19 protein-coding genes are annotated in these 24,237 nt (G+C 60.1%); 8 read left to right on the top strand and 11 right to left on the bottom strand.

All coding sequences use genetic code 11. The features are described from left to right. The first annotated feature begins 20 nt into the window (after positions 1-20). Genes K3166_RS09745 through K3166_RS09735 form a run of 3 tightly spaced genes read left to right on the top strand, consistent with a single transcriptional unit; the run spans position 21 to position 2,612 of the window. A complete protein-coding gene (locus K3166_RS09745; protein WP_221422062.1) occupies positions 21-1,478 on the top strand; it encodes a cytochrome ubiquinol oxidase subunit I in 1,458 nt (485 codons plus the stop codon). Beyond that, complete coding sequence (gene cydB, locus K3166_RS09740) at positions 1,468-2,475, top strand: cytochrome d ubiquinol oxidase subunit II (protein ID WP_221422061.1); 1,008 nt, start codon at positions 1,468-1,470, stop codon at positions 2,473-2,475. Before K3166_RS09745 ends, cydB begins: the two co-directional genes overlap by 11 nt. Beyond that, on the top strand, positions 2,475-2,612 hold the full coding sequence (locus tag K3166_RS09735) for a DUF2474 domain-containing protein (RefSeq protein ID WP_221422060.1): 138 nt from the start codon (positions 2,475-2,477) through the stop codon (positions 2,610-2,612). Before cydB ends, K3166_RS09735 begins: the two co-directional genes overlap by 1 nt. 80 nt (positions 2,613-2,692) lie before the next feature. On the opposite strand, the gene K3166_RS09730 is transcribed toward K3166_RS09735, so the two are convergent. Next, positions 2,693-3,031 (bottom strand): tRNA-binding protein, encoded by a 339-nt coding sequence (locus tag K3166_RS09730; protein WP_221422059.1) that lies wholly within the window; start codon positions 3,029-3,031, stop codon positions 2,693-2,695. Positions 3,032-3,120: 89 nt separating this feature from the next. Between K3166_RS09730 and K3166_RS09725 the strand changes: the two genes are divergently transcribed. The 3 genes from K3166_RS09725 to K3166_RS09715 are packed head-to-tail and all read left to right on the top strand — an operon-like array spanning position 3,121 to position 7,330. Then, positions 3,121-4,350 (top strand): MFS transporter, encoded by a 1,230-nt coding sequence (locus tag K3166_RS09725; RefSeq protein ID WP_221422058.1) that lies wholly within the window; start codon positions 3,121-3,123, stop codon positions 4,348-4,350. A gap of 32 nt (positions 4,351-4,382) precedes the next feature. After that, positions 4,383-6,407, top strand: a complete 2,025-nt coding sequence (locus tag K3166_RS09720) for a TonB-dependent receptor plug domain-containing protein (RefSeq protein ID WP_221422057.1) — start codon at positions 4,383-4,385, stop codon at positions 6,405-6,407. Positions 6,408-6,436: 29 nt separating this feature from the next. Continuing rightward, positions 6,437-7,330 carry an HpcH/HpaI aldolase/citrate lyase family protein gene (locus tag K3166_RS09715; protein WP_221422056.1) on the top strand — a complete coding sequence of 298 codons (894 nt, stop codon included), beginning with the start codon at positions 6,437-6,439 and terminating at the stop codon, positions 7,328-7,330. Here K3166_RS09715 and K3166_RS09710 read toward each other — a convergent pair. The 10 genes from K3166_RS09710 to K3166_RS09665 form a co-directional block, all read right to left on the bottom strand. Continuing rightward, entirely contained in the window at positions 7,327-8,061 is a 735-nt protein-coding gene (locus K3166_RS09710) for a 3'(2'),5'-bisphosphate nucleotidase CysQ (protein ID WP_221422055.1), read from the bottom strand. The two genes, K3166_RS09715 and K3166_RS09710, sit on opposite strands and share 4 nt — an antisense overlap. 90 nt (positions 8,062-8,151) lie before the next feature. Further along, positions 8,152-9,567: a sugar MFS transporter gene (locus K3166_RS09705; protein ID WP_221422054.1), complete on the bottom strand. Its 1,416-nt coding sequence runs from the start codon at positions 9,565-9,567 to the stop codon at positions 8,152-8,154. A 102-nt stretch (positions 9,568-9,669) separates the two neighbouring features. Beyond that, entirely contained in the window at positions 9,670-12,039 is a 2,370-nt protein-coding gene (locus K3166_RS09700) for a glycoside hydrolase family 3 protein (protein ID WP_221422053.1), read from the bottom strand. Positions 12,040-12,122: 83 nt separating this feature from the next. Continuing rightward, positions 12,123-13,319 carry an MFS transporter gene (locus K3166_RS09695; RefSeq protein WP_221422052.1) on the bottom strand — a complete coding sequence of 399 codons (1,197 nt, stop codon included), beginning with the start codon at positions 13,317-13,319 and terminating at the stop codon, positions 12,123-12,125. Next, entirely contained in the window at positions 13,309-14,370 is a 1,062-nt protein-coding gene (locus K3166_RS09690) for a LacI family DNA-binding transcriptional regulator (protein ID WP_221422051.1), read from the bottom strand. Before K3166_RS09690 ends, K3166_RS09695 begins: the two co-directional genes overlap by 11 nt. A gap of 80 nt (positions 14,371-14,450) precedes the next feature. Next, positions 14,451-15,953, bottom strand: a complete 1,503-nt coding sequence (locus K3166_RS09685; protein WP_221422050.1) for a tryptophan halogenase family protein — start codon at positions 15,951-15,953, stop codon at positions 14,451-14,453. After that, positions 15,950-16,981, bottom strand: a complete 1,032-nt coding sequence (locus tag K3166_RS09680; protein WP_221422049.1) for a cupin-like domain-containing protein — start codon at positions 16,979-16,981, stop codon at positions 15,950-15,952. The genes K3166_RS09685 and K3166_RS09680 overlap by 4 nt, the downstream gene beginning before the upstream one ends. Further along, positions 16,974-17,693, bottom strand: a complete 720-nt coding sequence (locus K3166_RS09675; protein WP_221422048.1) for a SapC family protein — start codon at positions 17,691-17,693, stop codon at positions 16,974-16,976. The genes K3166_RS09680 and K3166_RS09675 overlap by 8 nt, the downstream gene beginning before the upstream one ends. After that, on the bottom strand, positions 17,694-19,241 hold the full coding sequence (locus tag K3166_RS09670; protein ID WP_221422047.1) for a tryptophan halogenase family protein: 1,548 nt from the start codon (positions 19,239-19,241) through the stop codon (positions 17,694-17,696). A gap of 128 nt (positions 19,242-19,369) precedes the next feature. Then, positions 19,370-22,396 (bottom strand): TonB-dependent receptor, encoded by a 3,027-nt coding sequence (locus tag K3166_RS09665; RefSeq protein WP_247714600.1) that lies wholly within the window; start codon positions 22,394-22,396, stop codon positions 19,370-19,372. A gap of 200 nt (positions 22,397-22,596) precedes the next feature. On the opposite strand from K3166_RS09665, the gene K3166_RS09660 reads away from it, so the two are divergent. Beyond that, positions 22,597-23,187, top strand: coding sequence for a flavin reductase family protein (locus tag K3166_RS09660; RefSeq protein WP_221422046.1), 591 nt, complete (start codon positions 22,597-22,599; stop codon positions 23,185-23,187). A 60-nt stretch (positions 23,188-23,247) separates the two neighbouring features. Continuing rightward, positions 23,248-24,225 carry an NAD(P)H-dependent flavin oxidoreductase gene (locus K3166_RS09655; protein WP_221422045.1) on the top strand — a complete coding sequence of 326 codons (978 nt, stop codon included), beginning with the start codon at positions 23,248-23,250 and terminating at the stop codon, positions 24,223-24,225. The last annotated feature ends 12 nt before the right edge of the window (positions 24,226-24,237 follow it).

Here is a 24,237-nt window from a genome sequence, read left to right as displayed (position 1 = left end):
CAGAAAACACGGATAAGAAAATGTTCGAGCAGTTCGACGCCATTGTGCTGGCCCGCATCCAGTTCGCCTTCACGGTCAGCTTCCACTTTATCTTCCCCGCCTTTTCGATTGGCCTCGCCAGCTATCTCGCGGTGCTGGAGGGGCTGTGGCTAAAGACCGGCAAGGCGATCTATCTCGACCTGTTCAAATATTGGCTGAAGATATTTGCCATCGCGTTTGCCATGGGCGTGGTGAGCGGCATCGTGATGTCTTATCAGTTCGGCACAAACTGGTCGGTCTTTTCCGATATTGCCGGCCCGGTGATCGGACCTCTCATGGCTTACGAGGTGCTGACCGCCTTCTTCCTCGAAGCGGGCTTTCTGGGTGTCATGCTGTTCGGCATGAACAAGGTGGGCAGGAAACTGCACTTTGCCGCGACATTGATGGTCGCGCTCGGCACCTTCATCAGCGCCTTCTGGATACTTTCGGTGAACAGCTGGATGCAGACCCCGGTTGGCTTCGAAATTGGGGCCAACGGACAATTCCTTCCCGGCGAGAGCTGGTGGGATATCGTGTTCAATCCCAGCTTCCCATATCGCCTCGTCCACACGGTGATCGCTGCTTACCTCACGACCGCGTTTGTGGTCGGCGGGGTGGGTGCCTGGCACTTGCTGAAAGACCGGGCGAACGCACACGCGCGCAAGATGTTTTCGATGGCAATGTGGATGGCGGCAATCGTTGCACCGATCCAGATCTTTGCCGGCGACATGCACGGGCTCAACACGCTCGAGTACCAGCCGCAAAAGGTCATGGCGATGGAGGGGCACTATCAAAGCCACCCGAATGGCGCCCCCCTGATCCTGTTCGGCATTCCCAACAGCAAGGAAAAGCGGGTCGACTACGCGCTCGAAATACCAAAGGCATCGTCGTTGATCCTGAAGCACGACCTCAATGCGCCGCTGGCAGGGCTCGACACCATCCCCGACGATGAGGAACCCCCGGTCGGCATCATCTTCTGGTCGTTCCGGATCATGGTCGGGATCGGTTTTGCAATGCTGGGGCTTGGTCTGTGGAGCCTGCTCGCGCGCTCCCGCAGGAAGCTGTACGACTGGCCCATGCTGCACCGGGCAGCCCTGATCATGGCCCCGAGCGGTTTCGTCGCCGTGATTGCCGGCTGGATCACGACCGAGGTCGGCCGCCAGCCCTATGTGATCTATAACCTGCTGCGAACGGCGGATGCGGCCAGCCCGCTGGATGCCCCCGCTGTCGCGGCTTCGCTTCTGGCTTTCGTGGTGGTCTACTTCGCGGTTTTCGGCGCGGGTGTCTGGTACATCCTCCACCTGATGCACAAACCGCCTCACGCTGACGAAGTCGGGGTCAAGCGCGGCGATACGGGACCCATCCGCACTGCGGGCATCACGCCGGGACCGACACAGAATCCGGGTGCCGACCCCGATGTCCTGCCCACTGGGCGCAAGGAGGCGACCGATGGCCGTTAATTTCGACCTGACTGTTATCTGGGCGTTTATCATCGCCTTTGCAGTCTTCGCATATGTCGTGATGGACGGTTTCGACCTCGGCATCGGGATCCTCTTCCCGACCTTCGAGGTTGGCCCGGAACGCGACCGGGCGATGAACTCCATTGCGCCGGTATGGGATGGCAACGAGACTTGGCTTGTGCTCGGGGGCGGGGGGCTTTTTGCAGCCTTCCCATTGGCGTACGCAGTGGTGCTTCCCGCGACCTATCCGCTGATAATCGCGATGCTGCTGGGCCTCGTTTTCCGCGGGGTCGCGTTCGAATATCGATGGCGCGATCCGGGGCACCGAAAATACTGGGACATAGCCTTCTCTGGCGGATCGCTGGTGGCGGCCATGGCTCAGGGCATGACGCTGGGGGCATTGCTGCAGGGTGTGGAAGTCGTCGACCGGTCCTACGCCGGCAGCTGGTTCGACTGGCTGACGCCTTACACCCTGCTCACGGGTTTGGGCACGGTCGCCGGTTACGCGCTACTGGGCGCGACCTGGCTGGTGTGGAAACTGAATGGCGATAGCCAACATCACGCAAGAAAGCTGGGCAAGCGCGCTGCCTGGGCAACGCTCGTGCTTATGGGAGGCGTCAGCCTCTACAATGTGTTTCTCAATGTAGAATATGCCGAGCGCTGGCTGACTGCGCCGGAGATTTATTTCGCTGCCCCGGTACCGATCCTCACCGCGATCGTCGCTGCCGCATTGATACGGGCACTTTCGGTCGAGCGGCACAGCAAGCCATTCTGGCTCAGCATTGCGCTGTTCTTTTTCGGCATGGCCGGCCTCGGGGTTACTATGTGGCCCTACGTCGTGCCGCCCGGCCTCACCATCTGGGATGCTGCCGCGCCGGAACGCAGCCAGGTCTTCATGCTGGTGGGCGTGGCTATCACCATGCCGCTGATCATCGGCTACACGGCGTGGGCTTACTGGGTATTCCGCGGCAAAGTGTCGGACGAGGGCTATCATTGATGGACAATTCGCCGCGAAAACACGCCGAAGATACTCCGCTAATCCAGAGGCTCGGCTGGATGGCGGCGATCTGGATCGCAAGCGTCACTGTTCTCGGTATCGTTGCGATGTCCATTCGCTGGTGGCTGGCCCCTTGATACTGGATTGGTGCATATAAAGGCGGGATGTCTATCTCGCTTCGGCGGAGGCCTGGAAAGCTGCTCAATGGCTACAGGATCTACGCCAGCCGCGCGCCGTCCGGCACACCTGCTCCGGGACTGGCGAGCACGATCGATCCATCGTCGTCGGGGAAACCCAGTATCAGCACTTCTGACATGAACGGTCCGATCTGGCGCGGCGGGAAATTGACTACTGCCATCACTTTGCGGCCGACCAGCCCCTCTGGTTGGTAATGATCCGTGATCTGGGCGGAACTCTTCTTCACGCCAATCGCCTCACCGAAATCGACTTTCAGCTTGATCGCCGGTTTGCGGGCTTCTGGAAACGCGCTTGCCTCGATCACAGTGCCGCAGCGAATGTCGACTTTCATGAAGTCCTGAAAATCGATCTGTTCCATGCCTGCAAGGCTAAAGTCCGGAGGCGCGTCTGTCGAGCCGACATGTGAGCGCCCTTGCGAGCCGCGCAGAGAGTGATAGGGGCGAAATCATGCTGTCTTCGGCTCTGTCAATTCGCCCGCTCCTGGTTGCGATCTTTGTCCTGATGACGGGAAGCGGCTTCCTGTCGACCTTGATCGCGATCCGGTTGGAGCAGGCCGGCACACCTGCTTTGCTCATCGGCCTGGTAGGCACCAGCTATTTTGCGGGTCTCACCTGGGGCGCTTTCCGGGTGGAGGCTCTCATTGCCAGGGTCGGGCATATCCGCGCCTTTGCGGCGTTCGTGACAGTCTTTTCGGCGAGCAGCCTGACCTATGCGGTTATTGATTACCCGTATCTATGGATCGTCCTGCGCGTCATTGATGGCTTTGCCATGGCAGGGGTTTTCGTTTGCCTCGAAAGCTGGTTGAACCAGCAGGCAAGTGCCCGGACCAGAAGCACCGTCTTGGCGGCTTACATGATTGCTTTATACAGCGGACAGGCTGCCGGGCAGTTTCTACTCAATCTGAGTGACAATTCACCGGACCTGCCATTCATGGTGTCGGCCATTCTTCTCTCGATCGCACTGCTTCCGGTCCTGCTGACCCGCATGGAGCAGCCATTCATTCAGAAGACCGTGCCGTTCTCGATCAAGCGCCTTTATAAGGCTTCTCCGCTCGGGATTGTCGGAACGTTGGCGACAGGCGCCATGCTTGGTGCTTTCTACGCGCTTGGTGCGGTATATGTGCAGCGGATCGGTATGGACCTTTCGCAGGTCGCCTTGTTTACCTCGTGCGTGATCGCTGGCGGCGTTGCCCTCCAATATCCGCTTGGCCTTCTGTCCGACCGGTTTGACAGGCGCAAGGTCATCGTCGCCTGCCTGTTTGTGGCAGCACTTGTTTGCGCTGGAATGGCACTGCTCCAGTTGCCGGTGGCTGGCACGATTGCGCTCGGCGCAGTGTTCGGAGGCTTCGTATTTGCGCTGTATCCCTTGTGTGTCGCCCATTCCAACGATCACCTGGGAAAAGACGAGCGGGTTGGCGCCAGCAGCGGTCTTGTGCTGACATATTCGGCAGGCGCTGTTGCTGGGCCCATGATCGGCTCTGCCGTCATGGCTCTTTGGGGGCCCGGAGGGCTGTTCCTGGCGATCGGAGGGATCGCGCTTCTCGGCGGCATATTCGGACTTTGGCGCATGACGGCAAGTGCGCCGGTCGCGGCAGAAGATCAGCAACCTTTCCAAAGCCTGCCCCGCACATCACCGATGGCTGCGGTCATCGACTCCAGGATCAAACGCACACCTTGACCGGCTGCTCAGCCTCAACGAAAGCAGCCCCCATGTCATCGCGTCATCCAGCATACCTCCCGGCCTGTTTCGCCATTTGTGCGGCAGGCCTTTCCTGGCCGCTAATTGCCCAGGAAACGGAGCCTCCCGAAGGCGAGGTCATCGTCGTCATGGGCGAAGGGCTTGAGGAAACGCCTGCTGCTCCGGCCTATGATGGTCAGACGATTTCCCGCGAACAGATCGTATCAAGTGGATCGGGGCGGATAGAGGACGTGCTCTCGAGCGTCGCGGGCTTCCAGCAGTTCCGCCGGTCCGACAGCCGTTCGTCCAATCCGAGTGCGCAAGGCGCGACCTTGCGGGCTCTCGGCGGAAACGCGACGAGCAGGGCATTGGTCCTGCTTGACGGGGTGCCGATGGCCGATCCCTTCTTTGGCTTTATTCCTTTCAGCGCCATCGCACCCGAACGGCTGGGCGAGGTGCGCGTCACGCGTGGAGGCGGGGCGGGCCCATTCGGTGCTGGCGCACTTGCAGGCACGATTGAGCTGACCAGTGCCGACACGCGCGAACTGGGTGTATGGGGCGCGCAAATTCTTGCCAACGACAGGGGCGGAACCGAAGCGGGCGCCCATCTCGCCGCTGAACTCGGCGGGGGCTTTGGCGTCATTTCAGGCCGCTGGGACAGAGGGCCCGGGTTCTACACCACACCCGAGGCTGACCGGGTCGGCGCATCGGTTCGTGCCGCTTACGACAGCTATTCTTTCCAGGCGCGCGGTGTCATTCCTGTCGGTGATACCGTTGAGCTGCAGGCGCGCGGCCTCGTCTACGATGACAGGCGAACACTGCGGTTTGATGGGGCCGAAAGCTCCAGTACCGGGCAGGATGCGAGCCTGCGCCTGATCGGAAGAGGCGATTGGGAGTTCGAGGCGCTCGCGTATCTCCAGTCGCGCAATTTCACCAATGTCGTGATCAGCTCGACACGCTTCGTACCGGTCCTTGATCAACGCAACACGCCCTCGACCGGGATTGGCGGCAAGCTCGAGCTAAGGCCTCCGGTGGGTGATGCACATGTCCTTCGGCTGGGAGTAGATTACCGTCGATCGGACGGCGAGCTATACGAGACGGCGATCAGTGCATTCACGGGCGCGGTTAATGAACGCCGCAATGCTGGCGGCACCAACAGCGACCTTGGGCTGTTTGCGGAGCATGACTGGACGCTGGGCGCTCTGACGCTGACAGGCGGCGCACGGATCGACCACTTCACAATTGCGGACGGTTTTTACGAAGCGCGCGATGCGGGTGGGGGCCTCCTCCAGTCGGACCGCTTTGCCGAGCGTTCCGGTTGGCAGGAATCCTTCCGCGGCGGAGCGTTGCTGAATCTCAGCGATGCCGTTCGCCTGCGCGCGGCTGCCTATAGCGGGCTGCGGCTGCCGACGCTGAATGAACTTTACCGGCCGTTCGTTATCTTCCCGGTGGTTACCAATGCAAACGCCGCTTTGAAGAACGAGCGGTTGATCGGATATGAGGCCGGTGTCGAGATCGCTCCGGCCGAGGGTATTGAGTTGAGCGCCACGGTATTCGAAAACCGGGTGAAGGACGCGATAGCCAACGTGACGCTCGACCCGGTGACGAGGCAGCGTCAGAACATTGAGGAAATCCGCGCGCGCGGCGTAGAGATGGCTGCTGGCATGACCATCAGTGATGTGCGCCTGGATGCATCACTCGCGTATATCGACGCAGAGGCGCGCAATCCCGGCGCCGATTTCGATGGCAACCGGCCCTCGCAGACTCCGCGCTGGGCAGGGGCGGCGACGCTAAGCTGGCGACCTTCCGAAGACTGGCTGTTCGGGGCCACCTTGCGCCATGTTGGCGACCAGTTCGAAGACGACCTGCAAAGCGATATCCTGCCGGCCGCAACGACCGTGTCCGCTTATGCCGAAGTGCCGGTATCTCGCGGCGTTTCAATCGTGCTTCGCGGCGAGAATTTGACAGACGAGACGATCGTGACACGCAATCAGGGCGGTTCGATTGATCTGGGCACCCCGCGCACCGTGTGGGCCGGCATCAAACTTGGCCTTTGACGCGCCGCCAATTGACAGAGGATCCTAGCATGACCGACCGACCCGCCATGCCAACCCGCTTCCGTTCTTGGCTGTTTGCCCCGGGCGACAGCGAACGCAAGATGACCAAGGCGGCTGGCGGCGACGCCGACATCGTCATTTTCGATATCGAGGATGCGGTCGCAGAAGATGCGAAGCCAGCGGCGCGTGAAGGGATCCGGTCATTCCTGCTCGCATGCAGCGAGGAAGAGCGCCTGCGCCTGTGGGTTCGCGTAAATCCGCTCGACGGGCCGCATACTGCAAATGATCTCGCCGCAATCCTGCCGGGACGTCCGGGCGGGATCATGCTTCCCAAGTCGCGCGGCCGTGAGGATGTGGAGGAGCTGGACCGCCTGCTCACGCCGCTGGAAATGGAACTTGGGATTGAACCTGGCAGCACAGCTGTCATCGCGCTGGTTACCGAAGTTGCCGCGGCAATGTTCACCACCGGGGATTATGCAGGTGCGCCGCGCCTGTGTGCGATGACCTGGGGTGCCGAAGATCTCGCCGACTCCATCGGGGCACTGTCGAACCGCGGCGAGGACGGCGAATACAGTTTTACCTATGAACTGGCGCGAAGCCTCACCCTGTTGGGGGCGGCTGCGGCGTCGGTGCCAGCTATTGAGACGATCGACGGCGATTTCCGCAATCTCGATGGCCTGAAAAAGCGCTGCGAAAAGGTGCGCCGCGATGGCTATCGCGGGATGTTGGCGATCCACCCGGCACAGGTCCCGATCATCAACGCGGCCTTTACGCCGAGCGAGGAAGAAATTGCCGAAGCGCGCGAAATCGTGGCGCTATTCGCCGCCAATCCGGGGGCCGGGACCATCGGTCATGGCGGCAAGATGCTGGATCGTCCGCATCTGTCGCGGGCCCAGCAATTGCTGGCTCAAATCGAGGATTAGACCGACAGCTTGGCCACTTCGGCCAACACCTGGTCGGCATATTCGGGACGACAAATTAGCAGGTCGGGCATGTATGTGTCCGCCTGGTTATAGACCAGCGGGCTACCGTCGATGCGGCTGGCATGCATGCCGTGCGCAAGGGCGACCGCCGCGGGGGCTGCGCTGTCCCATTCGTACTGGCCGCCGGTGTGCAGATAGATCTCGGCCTCGCCGCGCACCACGGCCATTGCCTTGGCTCCGGCGGAACCCATTCCCACCAGTTCCGCGCCGATTTTCTCGGACACCGCGACGGCTTCAGCAGCAGGGCGTGTCCGGCTGACCACCATGCGCGGCGTCGCTGTAGCGGGTGGAACGTCAATTGGCTTGTCGGTTCGAAGCACCGTTCCAAGGCCGGGTAGGGCGACGGCGCCGATTTCCGGCCTACCGCCAATGCAGAGTGCAACGTGAACCGCCCAGTCCGAGCGCGCTTCGCCGTATTCGCGTGTGCCGTCGACCGGATCGACGATCCAGACGCGCTCCTTCGAGAGGCGTTCCTGCGTGTCCTTGCTCTCTTCCGAAAGTAGGCCGTCCTCCGGGCGCTGCTGGCGCAAGGCGTGCACGAGAAACTGGTTCGCCGTCTCGTCGCCGGCTTTACCTAGGCTCTTGCCTTCGAACATCCCGCTTTCCCGTACCTTGATCAGGATATCTCCCGCCACTTCGGCAAGATGGGCGGCAAGTTCGGCGTCGGTCATGTAGCAAGTCCAATAGCTCTAAACGATTTCGGGGGCCGCATGGCAGACCGAAGCCACCTTGCGAACCCCCGAAATGTTGCGTGTGCGAAATCAGGCAGGGCGGCGTGCGAAAATCCCGAAGGCTGCGATGATCGCATAGCACGCGATCGGCAGGATCATCGCGGTGCCGAGGCTGCCGCTCGCGTCAGCAATCATGCCGGTCAGCAGCGGAATCACCGCGCCCCCGAAGATCGCGATGTTGATGATGCCGGATCCGTCTGCAGCCTTGAGGCCAAGCTTTTCGCAGGCGAGCGAGAAGATGGTCGGGAACATGATCGAATTCATCAGGCCGACCGCCAGCAGGCTATAACCCGCTGTCGTTCCGGTGGTGTTGGTCGAGATGAGCACCAGGGAGATCGCGCCCAGAGCCACGCCCATCAGGACAAGACCGGGGCTGACATATCGCAGCACGAGCGAACCGATGATACGGCCCACCAGTGCCCCACCCCAATAAAGGAAGATCATGTTGCCTGCGTTAAGTTCGCTGAGGCCCATGACGCTATCCTGCATCAGGTAGTTCACGATCAGCGAGCCGATAGCGACTTCGGCGCCGACGTAGAGGAAAATGCAGGCTGCCCCGAACGAAAAGCGGGTGCGGCTCAGGAGGCTGTTGCCCCATAGCCAGACAGTCGGTCCGACCAGCAGCAAGGCGATGCCGATGAGTTCATTGCCGCGGATGACCAGCCAGCCGCCGAGCGCGATCGGCACGATGCCGATCAGATAGCGGGTGAAGGTCGTCAGCGCAGCGCCCTGCATCTCCGAAGCATCATGGGGGAGCTTGTTGCGGTTGAACCAGACGACCAGCGCGATCACGGCCAGTGCCACGGCAAGACCGATATAGGTCGAGACGATCGCGGCGCTTTCGGCAGTGCGATAGGCGTCAAGCTCGGCTCCGGACAGTTCGGCAGCCGATACACCCGCCAGCCCGCCAAGGATGAGGGCAGAGCCGACGCGCGGGAAAATCGTGGTCCCGAGACTGTTGAAGGCCTGTGCGAAAGTCAGGCGGCTGTGCACGGTCTTCTGTGGGCCCAGCAGCGAGATCAGCGGGTTGGTCACAACCTGGACAATCACCACCCCGCTGGCGAGGATGAAGAGCGCGCCGAGGAATAGGCCATAGGTCGCGGTCTGGCTCGCCGGGATGAAGAGCAGGCAGCCTGCCATCATGATGAGCAAACCTGCCACCGCCCCGCGCATGTAGCCGATCCGTTTCACCAGCTCTGCACCAGGAATGCCGATCAAGAGATAGGCGAAGAAGAAGCAGAACTGCACCAGCATGGCTTCGGTGTAGGAAAGCGTGAACAGCTCTTTGAGCTTGGGCAAAATCACGTCGTTGAGTGAAGTGATGCCGCCAAAAATGAAGAACAGCGCGAACACGAAATACTGAAGCCCGGGGGCATTGACGTGCGTGCCCTCCGCTTCAATCGGATTCGGGTCGGTGCTCGACGCGACGTCTGGTGCCAATGCCATTTTTTCTACCCTCCCATGGTCAGCGGCCCAATGACCTGCCGACCTGATATTTTGACCGGTTTGCCAGCGTTATTCCGCTGCGCAAAGCGAATACGAATGTGCTCAGAAAGAGCAGTCGGTCCCTTCAGCCACTTCTTCGCGCGAAATGGTCGCGATGTCGAAGCTGAATGCGCCGGTGCTTGTAAACGTCAGGCTGTCGCCAAGGCTGGCAGCGCAGGCTTGGGTAATCACCATCTCGCGCCAGTCCTTCTCGGCTGCGACTGACAGCGGATAAGTCAGGTCGACATCCGCTTCACCGGTCTTCAGCATGACGGGCTGCGTCGGGCGCTGCCTTACGCGGTAAAGGATGCGGTAGGCGCCAGTCCCTTCGCTGTCCTGCGCAATCGTGATTGATGATCCGGGCGCGAATGTGATGGTACGCGAATCTTCCTGCGCAATCCGGTCAAGGCCGATTGCCGTGATCCCGGCAGCCTTGCCGCGAAGGTTGGGAAGGTCGGTGCCGCCAGCAGTTGCCGTGATACCGTCGGAGAACCGGCCGTTGACGAACCATTCAGCTCCGTCGTGAGCCATCAGGGCGTCGCATGTCTCGTCAAGCTGGCGCAGCGGCGCCGTATCGGCGAGCGAGCGGCCATAGCCCAGCGGGAAAAGCGCGCCTTCGGCCGAATTGAGCGGCCCTTGGTCGCACTTTTCAGGCCAGCTGAAGCCCAGCTTGCCTGTCGCGGGAATTGCGCCGCTAAGAACGTCAGCGATACCAGCGCCTTCGCTTCCCGGAAGCCACGATGCCACGAAGGCATTCGCGGCATTGAGCTCGCGGTTCACCCACATCGGACGCCCGCTGAGGAATACGGCGACCGCCGGAATTCCGTCGGCCTTGAACTTGCGCAGGAGCGAGAGACCTTCTTCGTCGCTAAACGCGAGGTTCTTTCGGTCACCGGCGAATTCGGCGTAAGGTTCTTCGCCGAATACCACCACGGCGACATCGGGCTTTGTGGAGTAGCTTCCATCTGCAGCAAGCGTGGCGGTCCCGCCGCCCGCTTTAACTGCGGTTTCGATACCGCTCCAGATGGAGGTTGCACCGGGGAAATCATCATTGTCCAGATCGCCGCCGCCTTGCCATGTCAGCGTCCAGCCGCCCGCGGCTTGCGCGATGTTGTTGGCGGCACTGCCAGCGACGAGGACATTGGATCCGCTGCGCAGCGGCAGGATGCCGTCGTTCTTGAGGACGACCTGTGATTTGGCGACCGCGGTCCGGGCAACCTGTCGGTGCGGTGCGAAACCGAGCTTCTCCCATTCGCCGGCATTAGGCCGGTCGGAGGGCTTTACAAATTCGTCCATCAGGCCAGCGCGGATCTTCACGCGAAGGACGCTGCCGACCGCTTCATCCAGGCGGGCCATCGGGATGGTACCATCTTCCACCTGCGCCACGAGCGTTTCGAGCAGGCCCTTCCAGTCGTCGGGCACCATGTAGATATCGAGACCTGCGAGCAGCGCCTGCGGGCAATCGGTATTGGTGCAGCCCTTGATCTGGCCGTGACCGTTCCAGTCCCCGACCACCAGGCCTTCAAAGCCAAGCTCACCGCGCAGGACGCCGGTCAGCAGCTCCTCATTGCCGTGCATCTTCTTGCCATTGATGGAGTTGAAGCTGGCCATGACCGTCTGGACGCCCGCATCGATGGCTGCGGGGTAGGGGACGGCGTGCACGCTCTTGAGCGCTTCGATGTCACCGTTGACGTCGCCCTGATCGACACCCTGTTCGGTTCCGCCATCGCCGAAGAAGTGCTTGGCAGTGGCGATCACCCGGCCCGTGCCAAGGAAATCGGCGTCGCCTTTGCGGCCCTGCAAGCCTTCGACCAGCGCGGCGCCCATTGCGGCGACAATCTGCGGGTCTTCGGAATAGCTTTCGTAAGTGCGGCCCCAACGATCATCGCGGGCAACAGCCACGGTTGGCGAGAAGTTCCAGTCGATGCCGGTTACTTCGATTTCAGTTGCGGTGGCTGCGCCGATCATGCGGACGAGGTCCGGATCGCGTGTCGCGCCCAGCGCGATATTGTGTGGAAAAATCGTTGCCTGCACGACATTGGTGTGGCCGTGAACCGCATCAGTGCCCCAGATGACGGGAATGACCGGCTCCCCGCTGCCGAGCGGCTGCGTCGAGGCAATGTACATTTCGTCGGCCAGGCGGAGCCATTCTGAACCGGGCGCGAATTCATCACCGTAAGGGCCGCCGTTGCCGCCATTGAGGTAGCTGCCGAAGCGATACCGCTCCATGTCTTCGGCGGTGAAGGAATTGATCTGCGGCTGGATGAGCTGCGCAACCTTGCGCTCCACACTCATGCGCGAGAGCAAGTCCGCGACGCGCACATCTTCGCTCTGCATTGCCGATGCAACGGGAGTTGTTTCCACTTCTGCCGGAATTGCAGTGCAGCCAGCCAAGGCAAGGGCCGCCGCCGATGCCATCCAAAACGCCTTCATGTCCTCTTCCCTCCGCGCTCTCGTTTAATTGAGAACGTTATCAATAGAGGGAATTGGCACGCATTGAGTGGAAAATCAAGCGGTCAAATCCGATGCTGAAGGGACAACAGCAGGATTGTCGCCACACCTGCCAGACCGGCGAGAACGAAGAACAATCCCCCGAACCCGAAGACCGGTACGAGAGCCAGCGTGAGCCATGGCATGATCAGGCTCGGCACGGTATTGGTCAGGTTGAAAAGCCCAAGGTCGCGGCCCCGCGTTTCGGGCCTGGGGAGTACGCGCAACGTCTGGCTGGTATGGAGTGCCAGAAACACGCTCGTTGCCAGTCCGAACACTACATAACCGAAGATCGCACCGGGCAAGCTTTGCGAAAGCCCCATGATGACTAGACCGACCGCACCGATGCCGGCGCCGAATGCGAGTGGGACTACCGGGCGGTCATGGCGATCGGACCAACGCCCAGACAAGATGGCGAGGGGAACCGAAATGCCGAGCACCACCGTGAATACTATCGCGGTCTGATTATCGCCGAACCCATCGTCGATGGTCGCAAACCACACGAGGAGATAAGCGAACAGCGCTGCCTCGGCGATTTGAACCAGCAGCCTCGAAAGCCACATCCTCGCAACTGTGCCGCGCGGCCTGCTGACGGTAATCCGCTCATGATCCTCCGAACTGCGCATGAGGTGGGGCATTGGGCGCGGTTTGCCGAAAATCAGCACCGGCAGGACCATGATCGCGACCAGGCAGGCAACGATCATCAGGCGGGTATCGGCATCTGCAAGACCGGGGATCGTCACCAGCGAGCCTGAAAGCGCGCCCAGTGCGGGCGCAAAAGCGAGTAGGCCGCCCAGCCGGCCTTTCTGCATGTCAGGCACGCAGTCCCCAGCCCACGCGGCAAGCGGGGCAAGCATCATGTTGAGCCCGATTTGCCACACAACGATCAGGGCTAGCAGTTCACTGGCATTGTCAGTTCGCCGGACCGAAACCAGCAAGATGCAGGACAGAACGAGGCCTGCAAGAATCCAGCCCTGCCGGTTCCTCGTGGCGTCGCTCGCCCAGCCGAACAGGATGTTGGAAACGCTGGCAGAAACGGCGCCCGCGAATGCGATATAAGCCAGAACGCCGACCGTATCATTTGCCGCTAGTTCGCCGACACGGATCGGCAGCAGAAGCGTGAGAAACGGGACGTATGAAACAGCGCCGCCCGCCGCAGCGAGGGCATAAAGCCATAGAAAGTGTCGCGACTGTTCAGGTGAAGGAGCGGGCTTAGTCGCCATCGCGAACCGGCACCGGGCCGGTCGAGCCTCTTACGACAAGTTCGCCCCTGACCCGGACAGGTTCGTCGGGGATACCCTCGTCGCGGGCGGCAATCAGCAATTCGACCGCGCGCGATGCGGTTGCGGCGATCGGCTGGTCGACGGCCGTAAGCGGAGGTTCGGTAAAGCGGACGATCGGCGAATTGTCGAAGCTGATGACTGACAGGTCTTCCGGCACCTTCAACCCTCGTTCGCGCGCAACCTGCAGGACAGCAAAGGTCATCTGGTCGCTGCTGGCAATAATGGCTGTCGGGGGAGAGGGCTGGTCCAGCAATTTTCGCGCCGCGACAAGGCCGCTGTCAAAACCGAAATCTCCGCGCTCACAAAGGCCGTCCGTATCCAGCTTTGCGGCGAACATGGCCTCTTTCCAGCCGGCAATTCGCCAATCGCTCAGGCTGAACTCCTTGGGGCCGGCGATGAAGCCGATACGGCAGTGGCCGAGGTCGAGCAGATGTTCGGTCGCAATCCGCGAATTGTAGGTGTCGCCCATCGTCATGGCGATGCCGGGCCCTGAATGGGTCGAGCCAATGCGTGCAAAGGGAATGCCGCGATCGGCGAGCAGGCCGGTGATTAACGGATTTTCAGAATGCGGAGGGGTTAGAATAACACCGTCTGGCTGAAGCGCGGCGATGGCTGCACCCAGTTCGCGTTCCACGTGGTCATTGTGGGTGTCCACCAGTTCTATGAGCATGCGATACCCGTGCTTGGCGCAGGTCAGCATCCCGCCCAGCAGCATTTGGTCGACCCAGTCCCGGCCTTCGCGCGCACGCCAGTCGGCAATGGTCAGATCCCGGTCGTTGATCGCCAGGATGAGGTAGGACCGCGAGCCGCTCATGCGCTGCGCCGCGATCGAAGGGACGTAGCCGAGCTTGTCGATACTCGCCTGCACGCGCTCTTTCATCGCAGGGCGGACATTGGGTTCCTTGTTGATGACACGGCTGACGGTCTGGAGCGAAACTCCAGCGTCGGCAGCTACGTGTTTGATCGTCACCGATTGGCGCCTGCGCCCCATCGTCTGACCCCCTTCTCAAAATCATCCACTATGGCTGCGTCCAGGATCCCAAGTTCGCAGCGCGCCAGCAATAATCACTCTCAGGCTGCTTCGGTCTCCCGGGCCCCACAGTATCTGGCTACATAAGCATGATGTTCGGGCAATCCGGCAACCGTGCGCGCGACGTTTTCGCGTTGTGTCGACAGAAATCGCGTCAATTCCTCGTCGCTCATCTTTGTCGCGACGGGGTGGTAGCTCTCCGGCATGATACCTTGCCCCATCATCACTTGCACCCAGCTGTTTTCGGCAAATAGCTCCTCCTCGCGGCGGAAGACCCGGCCGGTTTCCCGGAACAGCTTGATCTTGTGAGCCAGGCTATCGGGGATTTCCATGTCCGCGCATTGGCGCCAGAATGGGGAATCGCGCCGTTCCGTCGCTTTGTAGTGCAAGATGAGGAAATCGCGGATCTGATACATATCCGTGAGCTGCTGATCATTGAATTCATCGACATCGCTTTGAGCAACTTCACCAAACGGCAGCATGCGAATTATCCGCAAGACCGCACGTTGGATCAGGTGGATGCTGGTCGATTCCAGTGGCTCCATAAAGCCGCTCGACAGGCCGACAGCAACACAGTTGCGATGCCATTGCTTGCGCCGCGCCCCGGTCGTGAACCGAATGCGATTGGGATTGCTGCAAGTCTCGCCTTCGACGGTTGACAGCAGGCGAGCTTCGGCTTCGTCTTCCGACAGATAGCGGCTGCAATAAACGATGCCGTTGCCTTGGCGGTGCTGAAGCGGGATGCGCCACTGCCAGCCAGCATCATGTGCGATCGCACGGGTGTAAGGAATAGGCGGGCGAACGCTCTCGGTCTGGACTGCGATTGCCCGGTCACAAGGCAGATAATGGCTCCAATCGTCATAGCCGACGTGCAGCGCACCTTCGATCAGCAAGGCACGAAAGCCGGTGCAGTCGATGAACAAGTCACCCTCAATTGTCGTACCGTCCTCAAGGTGCAAAGCGGCGATGTCGCCGGTTTCGCTATCAAGCGCGACGCGGGAAATTTTCCCTTCCTTGCGTAGGGCACCATGGCTTTCGGCCTCGCGCCTCAGGAATGCGGCGTACCGGGTCGCATCCAGTTGGTACGCATAGTTGATGCGATTATCGGGAAGGTGGGCGAACTTGCCTGCGTAGGCTGCCTGCAATTCGAGACAGTAGTCGTCGAAGCTTTCGGTGTGGCCTTGCGTTTGCCCATGCATCCAGAAATGCTGAAATCCCGCCGACCAGTGATCGCGGCCAGTCGCACCAAACGAGTGGAAATACTTTTCGCCGTCAACTTTCCAGTTTTCAAACTCGATACCGAGTTTGAAGGTCGCCTGCGTCTCGCGCATGAAGGTGTTTTCGTCCATCCCGATCAGCTGATTGTATTTGACCAGCGGGGGGATCGTGCTTTCGCCCACACCAACGGTGCCGATGGCATCGCTTTCAACCAGTGTCAGCTCGATTGTCTTACCCAGCGTGCGGGCCAGCGCACAGGCAGCCATCCAGCCTGCGGTTCCGCCTCCAGCAATAACAATACGTCGAGGCGTGTAATGTGGGGTCATGAATTGAGCATCCTTAGCAGGAAAGCGCGTAATCGCGAGGCGGAAGCGGAGTCCAGCGGTTCGAGGATACCGCGTGACCCTGCGGGAATATGATCTATGCTATCTGGACCGTTTTCGAAGACATAGTGATCGAATAGATCGCGCCAGATAGCTTTATCCTTATCCGGCAAATCCCGTAACGCCAAAATCGCGTGATTGAGCGCGGTTTGCGGATCGCCAGCGAATGATGGCACGTCGCGCCACCAATAATTCACGAGGATGTTGAATTCGGCCAGCCCTTCGACATGGTGCCACCACATCGATGGGATGAATACGGCATCGCCCGGCTCTAAAACCGCGACTTGCGCGTGTTCCAGCGCGTCGGCAAAGCGCGGGAAGCGCTCGTAATCAGGTGCGTCGAAATCGACCATGCTGATAGGGCGCCCGGCCGGCGTGTTGTCGAGCGGCCCCAGGTACAGGTTCTTGAACTGGTCAGGCGGAAACAGGGTGAAGCGGCGTTTACCCGCCGCGCAGCAGGCGAGATTGTCGGGAAAGTCGTTGTGCGCTGCAATACGTGTGGCGGTGCCGATCCAGATACTCTCACGCGGCTGCCGGTCGCCAAGCGGCGGCGGGTTTTCCTCAGCGACGCCGTCGAAATGCTGCCTGATGTCGATTGAACCCAGATAGGCGGTCGGAGCACCGGGCTGCGCCTCATGCTTTTCGAACCCCGCAAAAATTTCCGACAATTTGCCTTTGCCCATGCGGAAATTCATCGCCATTTCTTCGTCGTAGAACATCCGTCCATTGTGTTCGGGCGGTCCGAGGGAAATGGCAAATTGGACCGGACGAGCCCGATCGACGAGATATGTGCGGGCCGCGCTGTTCGATTTCAGGCCCGCTTTCACCAATGGCCAACTGGCCACGAGGCCGCGAACCAAAAAAGGTTCGCGCGCGCTCTTTAGCAGGGCATCAAGCTCCGCTTCGTCCCGAACAATGCGTTCAGGCACCACCGAGAGCGCTGGAAAGATCGAGGGGTCAGCTTCAGCCATTCCTTGCTCTGGCATCCTTGCGTTCCACGAGCTCGGTAAAATGGGAGAGCGAGGCAAGAGCCATGAAGACGGGCATGAGATGACCATTCGAATGGAGGTCAGCCAGCGCATCGCCGTCCAGCTTCTGGAGCTTGGCCTCATCAATAATGTGGAACCCTACCAGCGAATGCTTCGATCCATCCGACAGGGGCACTTCGAGAGTGAAAGGTTCGAGCAGTTCGTGCCGCTTCAGCGCTTCGAAGAAACCTGTGCTATGCCTGAAGCCATCGTCAAGTTCACCCAGCAGCCCGGCTATTTCCTCGAGGTACGGAGTGGTCCCGCCGTCCTCGTCAAAAACTCGAGTACCCTCATCAGTGCTGGAAATGCGCGGGTGGTCCATATCAATGTGGACCTGGCCTTCACCATCACCATCGGCCGGTCGACCGATCAGGAAGGGTTGGATGGCTATACTAAGCGGCCGGTAGTGCGCGTCCCATTTGCCATCTCCCAGGAACAAATTTTCGCCGTTCTCGAAACCGAACAATGCCAGCGCGGTGAATGAACCATCTTCCTGATTAAGGCGGAAGACGATGGGATAGTCGCCTTGGGCGCGGCGAAATTCCGCCGGGGTTATCAACGTCGCCATGACTGCATCACCGCGCTCGGCGCCCGGTTCAAGCAGCACGCGTAAATCGCGGTGGTCGGCATTGTTCAGAATCTGGTGGTTACTCATTTAAGCGACTTCTCCTGCGCGACTATTCTGCGCTTGGGTAGTGTTCAGGGCATCCAGATAGACGCGATTGGTCGGTAGTGCAGCCCTCAGGCCCCTGGCACGGTCATGCACTTCGGCTAGACGCTGCTTGGCTCCCTTGACGTCCATTCCCGGCACCGGCTGTGGAACGGGAAAGCCCATGCCGTAAAGGACGTAATGCTGGCTGGCTGCGGAAAAAATCTCTTCGGCCTGGGGAAAGTCCCACTGGGAAGGCGGCTGGTCACGCCACAGTGTGAGCTGGCTCGCCAGGGAGTCTGGGATGCTTTCCGGCGCACGTTGCGCGACCCAATAGGGTTCGGGGCGCCTGCTGAGCACGTAATGCAGCTTGAGAAAATCGACAATGCGATCCCAGCGATAACGAAACAGCGCATTAAACCGATCGGAATGCGCCGGCAACGCTGCACGGCTCACCGGGAAATTGTCGGTCAATGATTTGAGCGACAGCTCGATCAATACAATTGCCGATGCCTCAAGCGGTTCGATGAAACCTGCTGACAACCCGATGGCAAGGCAGTTCCCCTGCCAGAACCGTTCGCGGTGGCCAGTGCGAAAAGTCAGCTTGCGCGGCGTCAGCGTCTCCGGGTCGGTACCGGGCACATTGGCCATGATGTAGCTGCGCAGCGTGGCTTCGGCTTGTGCATCGTCGCAGAACCGTGAGGCATAGACACAACCAATTCCGCGTCGGTTGGGTAGGGCAATGTCCCACAGCCAGCCAGCTTCGTGCGCCGTACCCACGGTCTGCGATGGGATCGTAGCGCCTGGTTTCGTTGGGACCTGAATGGCGAGGGCGCGGTCGTTGAATGAAACATCCCCGCGATCGATCCAGCCGCTGTCGAGGTGCTTCCCTGAAAGCAAGCCTGCCATGCCTGTGCAGTCTAGGAAGAAGTCACCTTCAAGCACGCCCATGTCGCGCAAATTGATCGCGCTGATAAGGCCGCTTTCGTCACTGATTGCGTCGGTCATGTGATCGGCGATGTGGCGGACGCCAAGACGCTCTGTTGCATGGCGTTTGAGGAGCCGGGCAAACTTGCCCGCATCAAGGTGATACCCGTAATTCAGCGCACCGGCATAATCGGGCATTGCACGCTGACGCGGCGCCAGATCACGTTCACATACGGTAGCCTGCGGACTAGCGAGGTCGGCAAATTTCTTGCGTTGATTTGCGTCCTGCCAAGCAGAAAGCATCGCCCGGATATCACCGGGTGCTGGCGGAGTGAAAGGGTGGAGGTAACTGTCCCCCGCCTTGCCGGTCGCCCACCCGTCGAAGCGGGACCCCTGTTTGAAGCTGGCATCGCATTCCAGCAGGAACTCGGCCTCAGGAATGCCGATGGTGCGCAATGTGTCGCGCATCGTTGGCCATGTGCCTTCGCCGACCCCGATCGTGGGGATGTCAGGCGCTTCAACCAGAGTGATCGTGAGGTCAGGTCGGCGCGCAGCGAGGTAGGCAGCGGAAAGCCAACCGGCGGTACCTCCGCCTACGATCACGACGTGTTCGATCTCTCGTTTCATATCCTTGCCTCAGGTTCTTTACATGCCCAACGCACAAGACAAAAGGGAAAGGCCGCGCATGCCTCTCGGCAGCGCGGCCCCTCATTTTCCAAACGTCGGGGGCGCCTTAAGCAGCCCCCCGCTTTCGCCTAGAAGCTGAAGCGAACGCCTGCCGCGTAACGCGGAGCACCGCGATATGCGAAGAAGGTCGTATTCTCGCTCCGGCGGTAGCCCTTGAGGTTTTCACCCGTCAGGTTGATCGCTTCCGCGAACACCGTCACACCCATGTCGAACTCGTAGGAAGCGCTGGCATCGATCTGCCAGTACTCGTCACGATAGAAGGGGTTCGTCGGGTTCTGGCTGTAACCAGCCAGGAAGTCGTCACGCCAGTTCCATGCGGCACGCGCCTGGAACGGGCCCTTGTCATAGAACAGGACAGCGTTGGCACTATCCGACAGGCCTACCAGTGCGAACTGCGGGATACGGTAAGGCTGTGTGTTATCGAACTCGGCATCGCCGTTGACGATGGTGTAGTTCAGGATAACGCCAAAGCCGGTTTCCCAGAAGTTGTGCTGTACTGCGAATTCCCAGCCGTCGATTGTGGCCTTCTGATCCGAGTTCACCGGTACCGACAGGTTGAATTCGAGCAGTGGATCACCGGCTACACCGAAGATCGAAGTCTGACCCGTGACAGGGTTGAACGACGTCGTTTCGGGGTAATTGTCGATGATATACTGACGAATATCCTCCAGCGGAGCATCCTGGCCGAGAGCGGCGCGAGCCTCGCTGGCGCGCGGACCAGCATAGGGGTTGTAAATGCCGTCGAAGACCTGCTGGATTCCGTCTACCGTGATGTAGTTTTCTACATTCTTGCGGAAATAGCCGACCGACACGTAGCTGGCGTTGCCATAATACCATTCGGCCGAAGCATCGAAGTTCTCCGATTTGAATGGCAGCAGGCTGGGGTTGCCACGCGCACCGTCGCCGCCGTCGAGACGGAATAGCGGGTTGAAGTTCGTACCACCCTGCAATTGGTCGTACGATGGGCGCGTAATCGTGTGGCTGTAGGAAGCACGCAGGATCACGTCACTGATCGGTTCGATATCGAAGTCGACATTGGGAAGCCAGAAATCGTAGCTGCCCTTTACGCGTGTGAAATCACGCTCTTCAGCGAAGTCGATAAAGAACTCGTTGGCTGCAACCCAGGCAGTGCCTTCAGGCAGGATGCTCAGGCCGGACGAATCAATATCGGTGGCTTCGTAACGAAGGCCCGTGATGAGGTTCGCCGCACCGGCACCGACATCGAAGCTGAAAGTCGCTTCTACGAAGGGTGCGATGGTCGTCTCGTTGATCCTGCGATCGACGGTCTGTTCCGCGAGGCAAGTTCCGGCGATCGAGCTTCCGTTGGCCGGGTTGCTACAAATCTGGAACTCGCTTTCGAGGATATCGACAACCCGTTCGACATCAAAGCCATAGAAGCTTTGGATGATGTTCGGGCTGTCCACGCCTTCGAGCCCGCGGAATGCGTCGCGCACATCGATCTCGTAGAAAAGATCGTCTGGAAGCGTTTCGGGAGTACCGAGGCCGCCCCAAGTGTCGTTCTGGATGAAGCCATAGGCCGACTGGACCCGGTTGTCCGTATACGTGACGCCAAAGTCGAGCGAGTCGAGGAAGGAGTCCGTTTCCGGCGTGTAATTACCGCTCAGCTGAACCTGGTCGATTTCGTCCTTGAAGTAGGCATTCCGGAATGCGTTGCCCGTCGCGAAACGCAGCGAGGGATCATTGGAATCGATGCCCGGAGCGTTCACGTAGGAAATGACCGGAAGGTAGGTGTCGAAATCGATACGCTGCTCGGCCAGACCGAAGACTGCAGTGCCAACCGAAAGGTTCGAACCGTAGGGCAGGGTAGGCTTGGATTCCGCGCTCGACGTGTGAGCATCGAGGACGAACGTCACGCCGCCGGGGCCTTGCCATTCGATGTTTCCACCCAAAGAGTGGTTGAGCGAACGGTTGGCTGTGAGCGAGCCGCTGTAGGAAAGATCCGACGGATTTGCGCCGAAATTTTCGGAATAGAACAGCGGTCCTGCTACAGGACCGTCGGTCCAGGCGCTGGAAGTGGTCACGTGGTTGAACCAGATGCCGACCGAGCTTTGCGCCGCTTCGACGGTGTTCTGCGAGAAGGTGTAGTCCAGCGTTGCCGTCACATTGTCGCCGAGCTTGGCCTGCAGCACGGCCTGGCCGTTGATGCGCTCACGTTCGATGTTGGTAACGTTGTAGGAACCGTTCTGCGGGACCGCGTATACATCGGTCGCGCCGGGGCGGTTTTCCTGCAGATTGTAGTTGCCGCGCCAGTCATTGCCCGGATCGCAAGGCACCGCGCCCCATTCGTTCTCGTAATCGCTACCACAGCCGAGATAGCCATCGCGGAATTCGCTGAAGAACTGGTTGAAGCCGGAATTGCGCTTCTGGTAGCTGCCCGAGACCGCGATACCAATACGATCATCGTTGAAGGTAGTGCTGATGATGCCCGAAACTTCAGGCGTGATGCTGACATCGCCGTTTTCGGAATCATCGTAGACACCCTTGGCGGCTACGCTTCCGCTGAAGCCCGGATTGTCGAGCGGACGCGGGGTGCGAATATTGATCGTCGAACCGATACCGCCCGAAGGCACGGTGGCGCGACCGGTCTTGTAAACTTCGACCGATGCGACTGCTTCAGATGCGAGGTTGCCGAAATCGAATGAACGTGACGACGGCGCGCTGGCGCCATCACCAAGGGTCGAGGTGGGCATCTGGCGGCCGTTAAGCGTAACCAAGTTGTATTCCGGACCGAAACCGCGAACGGTGACGCGTGCGCCTTCGCCGTTTTCTCGGTCGATCGAGACACCGGTGATGCGCTGAAGCGACTCAGCCAGGTTGGTGTCCGGGAATTTGCCGATGTCTTCGGCCGAGATTGCGTCGACAACACCCTGCGCATTGCGCTTGATATTCATCGAGTCACGAAGCGAAGCGCGGATACCGGTGACAACGATGACGTCGTCTTCAACGATTTCCTCTGCCGCTTCTTCATTCGCAGTAGCGTCCTGCGCTGCTGCTTGCGTGGCGCCGAAGCCCAATGCCACAACCGATGCCCCTGCCAAGAATTTGGCAAAAGAGGGCTTACGTCCAAAAGCCATCTGTGATTCTCCTCCCAAGACATGCACTTAGCGTACATGCAAAGCTAATTGTGAACGTTCACCTATTTGATAACGTTCATTCGGTCAATTCCGACGGGGAAGTGTGAGGACAAATTGCGTGTTGTGTTGCATTCTTGTTGCATAATGTTGTCACGCCTACCCATTGCCCTTCTGCGCAGCCCGCGTTAGCGCGATCACCGATGTTCGATCCACAGGCTTTCCGCAGCGCATTGGGCTCTTTTGTAACCGGCGTCACGATTGTGACGGCGCGGGACGAGGATGGTCGGCCGGTTGGCTTGACCGCCAACAGCTTCAATTCGGTCAGCCTCGATCCGCCGATGGTCTTGTGGAGCCTGTCGCTTCACTCGGGTAGTTTGCCCGTCTTCCGCGAGGCGGAATGCTGGGCAGTCCATGTGCTGGCCGCAGACCAGCAGGCCATGTCCGACAGGTTCGCACAGCCGCGCCAGGACAAGTTTGACGGCCTCGACATCGCCGATGGCCCTGAAGGCGCACCGCTGATCGAAGGCTATGCCGCACGCTTCGGCTGCCGCGCCCGGTTCGAATACGAGGGCGGCGATCATGCGATCTTCCTGGGCGAAGTCATCGATTTCGAGCGCCGCGAGGCCGAACCGCTGATCTATCACTCGGGCGGCTACAGCCGCCTGATGCGAGCGCCGACCGGCGAAGACCTCGAGCACGAAGGACTTGCTGAAAAGGGCGCTGACGGACTTGCCCTTACGGAACGCGGCACCGAGTTGCTCGCCGCATTGGAGCGGCTAGCGAAGCGCTAGACTCCTTCCGCTTGCCCCGATACCGGTTGCGAAAAGCAACCAGCGAGAGAGGCAGGCATCATGAAAACGCGCATCACCGAAATGTTCGGTATCAAGCATCCCATCATCCAGGGCGGCATGCACTATGTCGGATTTGCAGAGATGGCCGCTGCCGTTTCCAATGCTGGCGGGCTCGGCATCATTACGGGCCTGACGCAGGGTACCCCTGAAAAGCTGGCCAATGAAATCGCACGCTGCAAGGACATGACCGACAAGCCATTCGGCGTGAACCTGACCTTCCTGCCGACGGTCAATGCGCCCGACTATCCGGGTCTTGTCCGCGTCATCATCGAAGGCGGTGTGAAAATCGTCGAGACTGCGGGCAACAATCCAGCGCAGGTCCTGCCCTTCTTCAAGGATGCGGGCGTCAAGGTCATTCACAAATGCACCAGCGTTCGCCACAGCCTCAAGGCGCAGTCGATCGGCTGCGATGCGGTGAGTGTCGACGGTTTTGAATGCGGCGGTCACCCGGGCGAAGACGATATCCCGAATATGATCCTGTTGCCGCGCGCAGCAGACGAGCTGGAAATCCCGTTCGTGGCCAGCGGCGGGATGGCCGACGGGCGCAGTCTTGTGGCCAGCCTCGCGATGGGCGCGGACGGCATCAACATGGGAACGCGCTTCATCGCGACCAAGGAAGCGCCGGTGCATGAAAACGTGAAGAAGGCGATTGTCGCAGCCTCCGAACTCGACACCCGCCTCGTGATGCGTCCGCTTCGGAACACCGAGCGCGTGATGACCAATGATGCGGTCGAAGAACTGCTGCGGATCGAAAAGGAAAAAGGCGACGACCTAAAATTCGAAGACGTGATCGAACAGGTTGCTGGTGTCTATCCGCGCATCATGACCGAAGGCGACATGGATGCAGGCGCGTGGTCGTGCGGCATGGTTGCGGGCCTGATCAATGACATCCCGACCTGCCAGGAACTGATCGACGGCATCATGGCCCAGGCCGAGGAGATCATCACCCAGCGCCTCGCCGGTTTCCAGAACGCCTAAGGGACGCGGACA

It is taken from the genome of Qipengyuania psychrotolerans (genome assembly GCF_019711355.1).
Taxonomy (GTDB): domain Bacteria; phylum Pseudomonadota; class Alphaproteobacteria; order Sphingomonadales; family Sphingomonadaceae; genus Qipengyuania; species Qipengyuania psychrotolerans.
This window is presented reverse-complemented; position numbering and strand designations above follow the sequence as displayed.

Coding starts and splice junctions, on each gene's coding strand:
- K3166_RS09685 (WP_221422050.1), bottom strand. CDS start 15,953: ATGACCCCACATTACACGCCTCGACGTATTGTTATTGCTGGAGGCGGA.
- K3166_RS09695 (WP_221422052.1), bottom strand. CDS start 13,319: ATGGCGACTAAGCCCGCTCCTTCACCTGAACAGTCGCGACACTTTCTA.
- K3166_RS09715 (WP_221422056.1), top strand. CDS start 6,437: ATGACCGACCGACCCGCCATGCCAACCCGCTTCCGTTCTTGGCTGTTT.
- K3166_RS09725 (WP_221422058.1), top strand. CDS start 3,121: ATGCTGTCTTCGGCTCTGTCAATTCGCCCGCTCCTGGTTGCGATCTTT.
- K3166_RS09700 (WP_221422053.1), bottom strand. CDS start 12,039: ATGAAGGCGTTTTGGATGGCATCGGCGGCGGCCCTTGCCTTGGCTGGC.
- K3166_RS09690 (WP_221422051.1), bottom strand. CDS start 14,370: ATGGGGCGCAGGCGCCAATCGGTGACGATCAAACACGTAGCTGCCGAC.
- cydB (WP_221422061.1), top strand. CDS start 1,468: ATGGCCGTTAATTTCGACCTGACTGTTATCTGGGCGTTTATCATCGCC.
- K3166_RS09680 (WP_221422049.1), bottom strand. CDS start 16,981: ATGGCTGAAGCTGACCCCTCGATCTTTCCAGCGCTCTCGGTGGTGCCT.
- K3166_RS09660 (WP_221422046.1), top strand. CDS start 22,597: ATGTTCGATCCACAGGCTTTCCGCAGCGCATTGGGCTCTTTTGTAACC.
- K3166_RS09735 (WP_221422060.1), top strand. CDS start 2,475: ATGGACAATTCGCCGCGAAAACACGCCGAAGATACTCCGCTAATCCAG.
- K3166_RS09665 (WP_247714600.1), bottom strand. CDS start 22,396: ATGGCTTTTGGACGTAAGCCCTCTTTTGCCAAATTCTTGGCAGGGGCA.
- K3166_RS09710 (WP_221422055.1), bottom strand. CDS start 8,061: ATGACCGACGCCGAACTTGCCGCCCATCTTGCCGAAGTGGCGGGAGAT.
- K3166_RS09705 (WP_221422054.1), bottom strand. CDS start 9,567: ATGGCATTGGCACCAGACGTCGCGTCGAGCACCGACCCGAATCCGATT.
- K3166_RS09655 (WP_221422045.1), top strand. CDS start 23,248: ATGAAAACGCGCATCACCGAAATGTTCGGTATCAAGCATCCCATCATC.
- K3166_RS09745 (WP_221422062.1), top strand. CDS start 21: ATGTTCGAGCAGTTCGACGCCATTGTGCTGGCCCGCATCCAGTTCGCC.
- K3166_RS09670 (WP_221422047.1), bottom strand. CDS start 19,241: ATGAAACGAGAGATCGAACACGTCGTGATCGTAGGCGGAGGTACCGCC.
- K3166_RS09730 (WP_221422059.1), bottom strand. CDS start 3,031: ATGGAACAGATCGATTTTCAGGACTTCATGAAAGTCGACATTCGCTGC.
- K3166_RS09720 (WP_221422057.1), top strand. CDS start 4,383: ATGTCATCGCGTCATCCAGCATACCTCCCGGCCTGTTTCGCCATTTGT.
- K3166_RS09675 (WP_221422048.1), bottom strand. CDS start 17,693: ATGAGTAACCACCAGATTCTGAACAATGCCGACCACCGCGATTTACGC.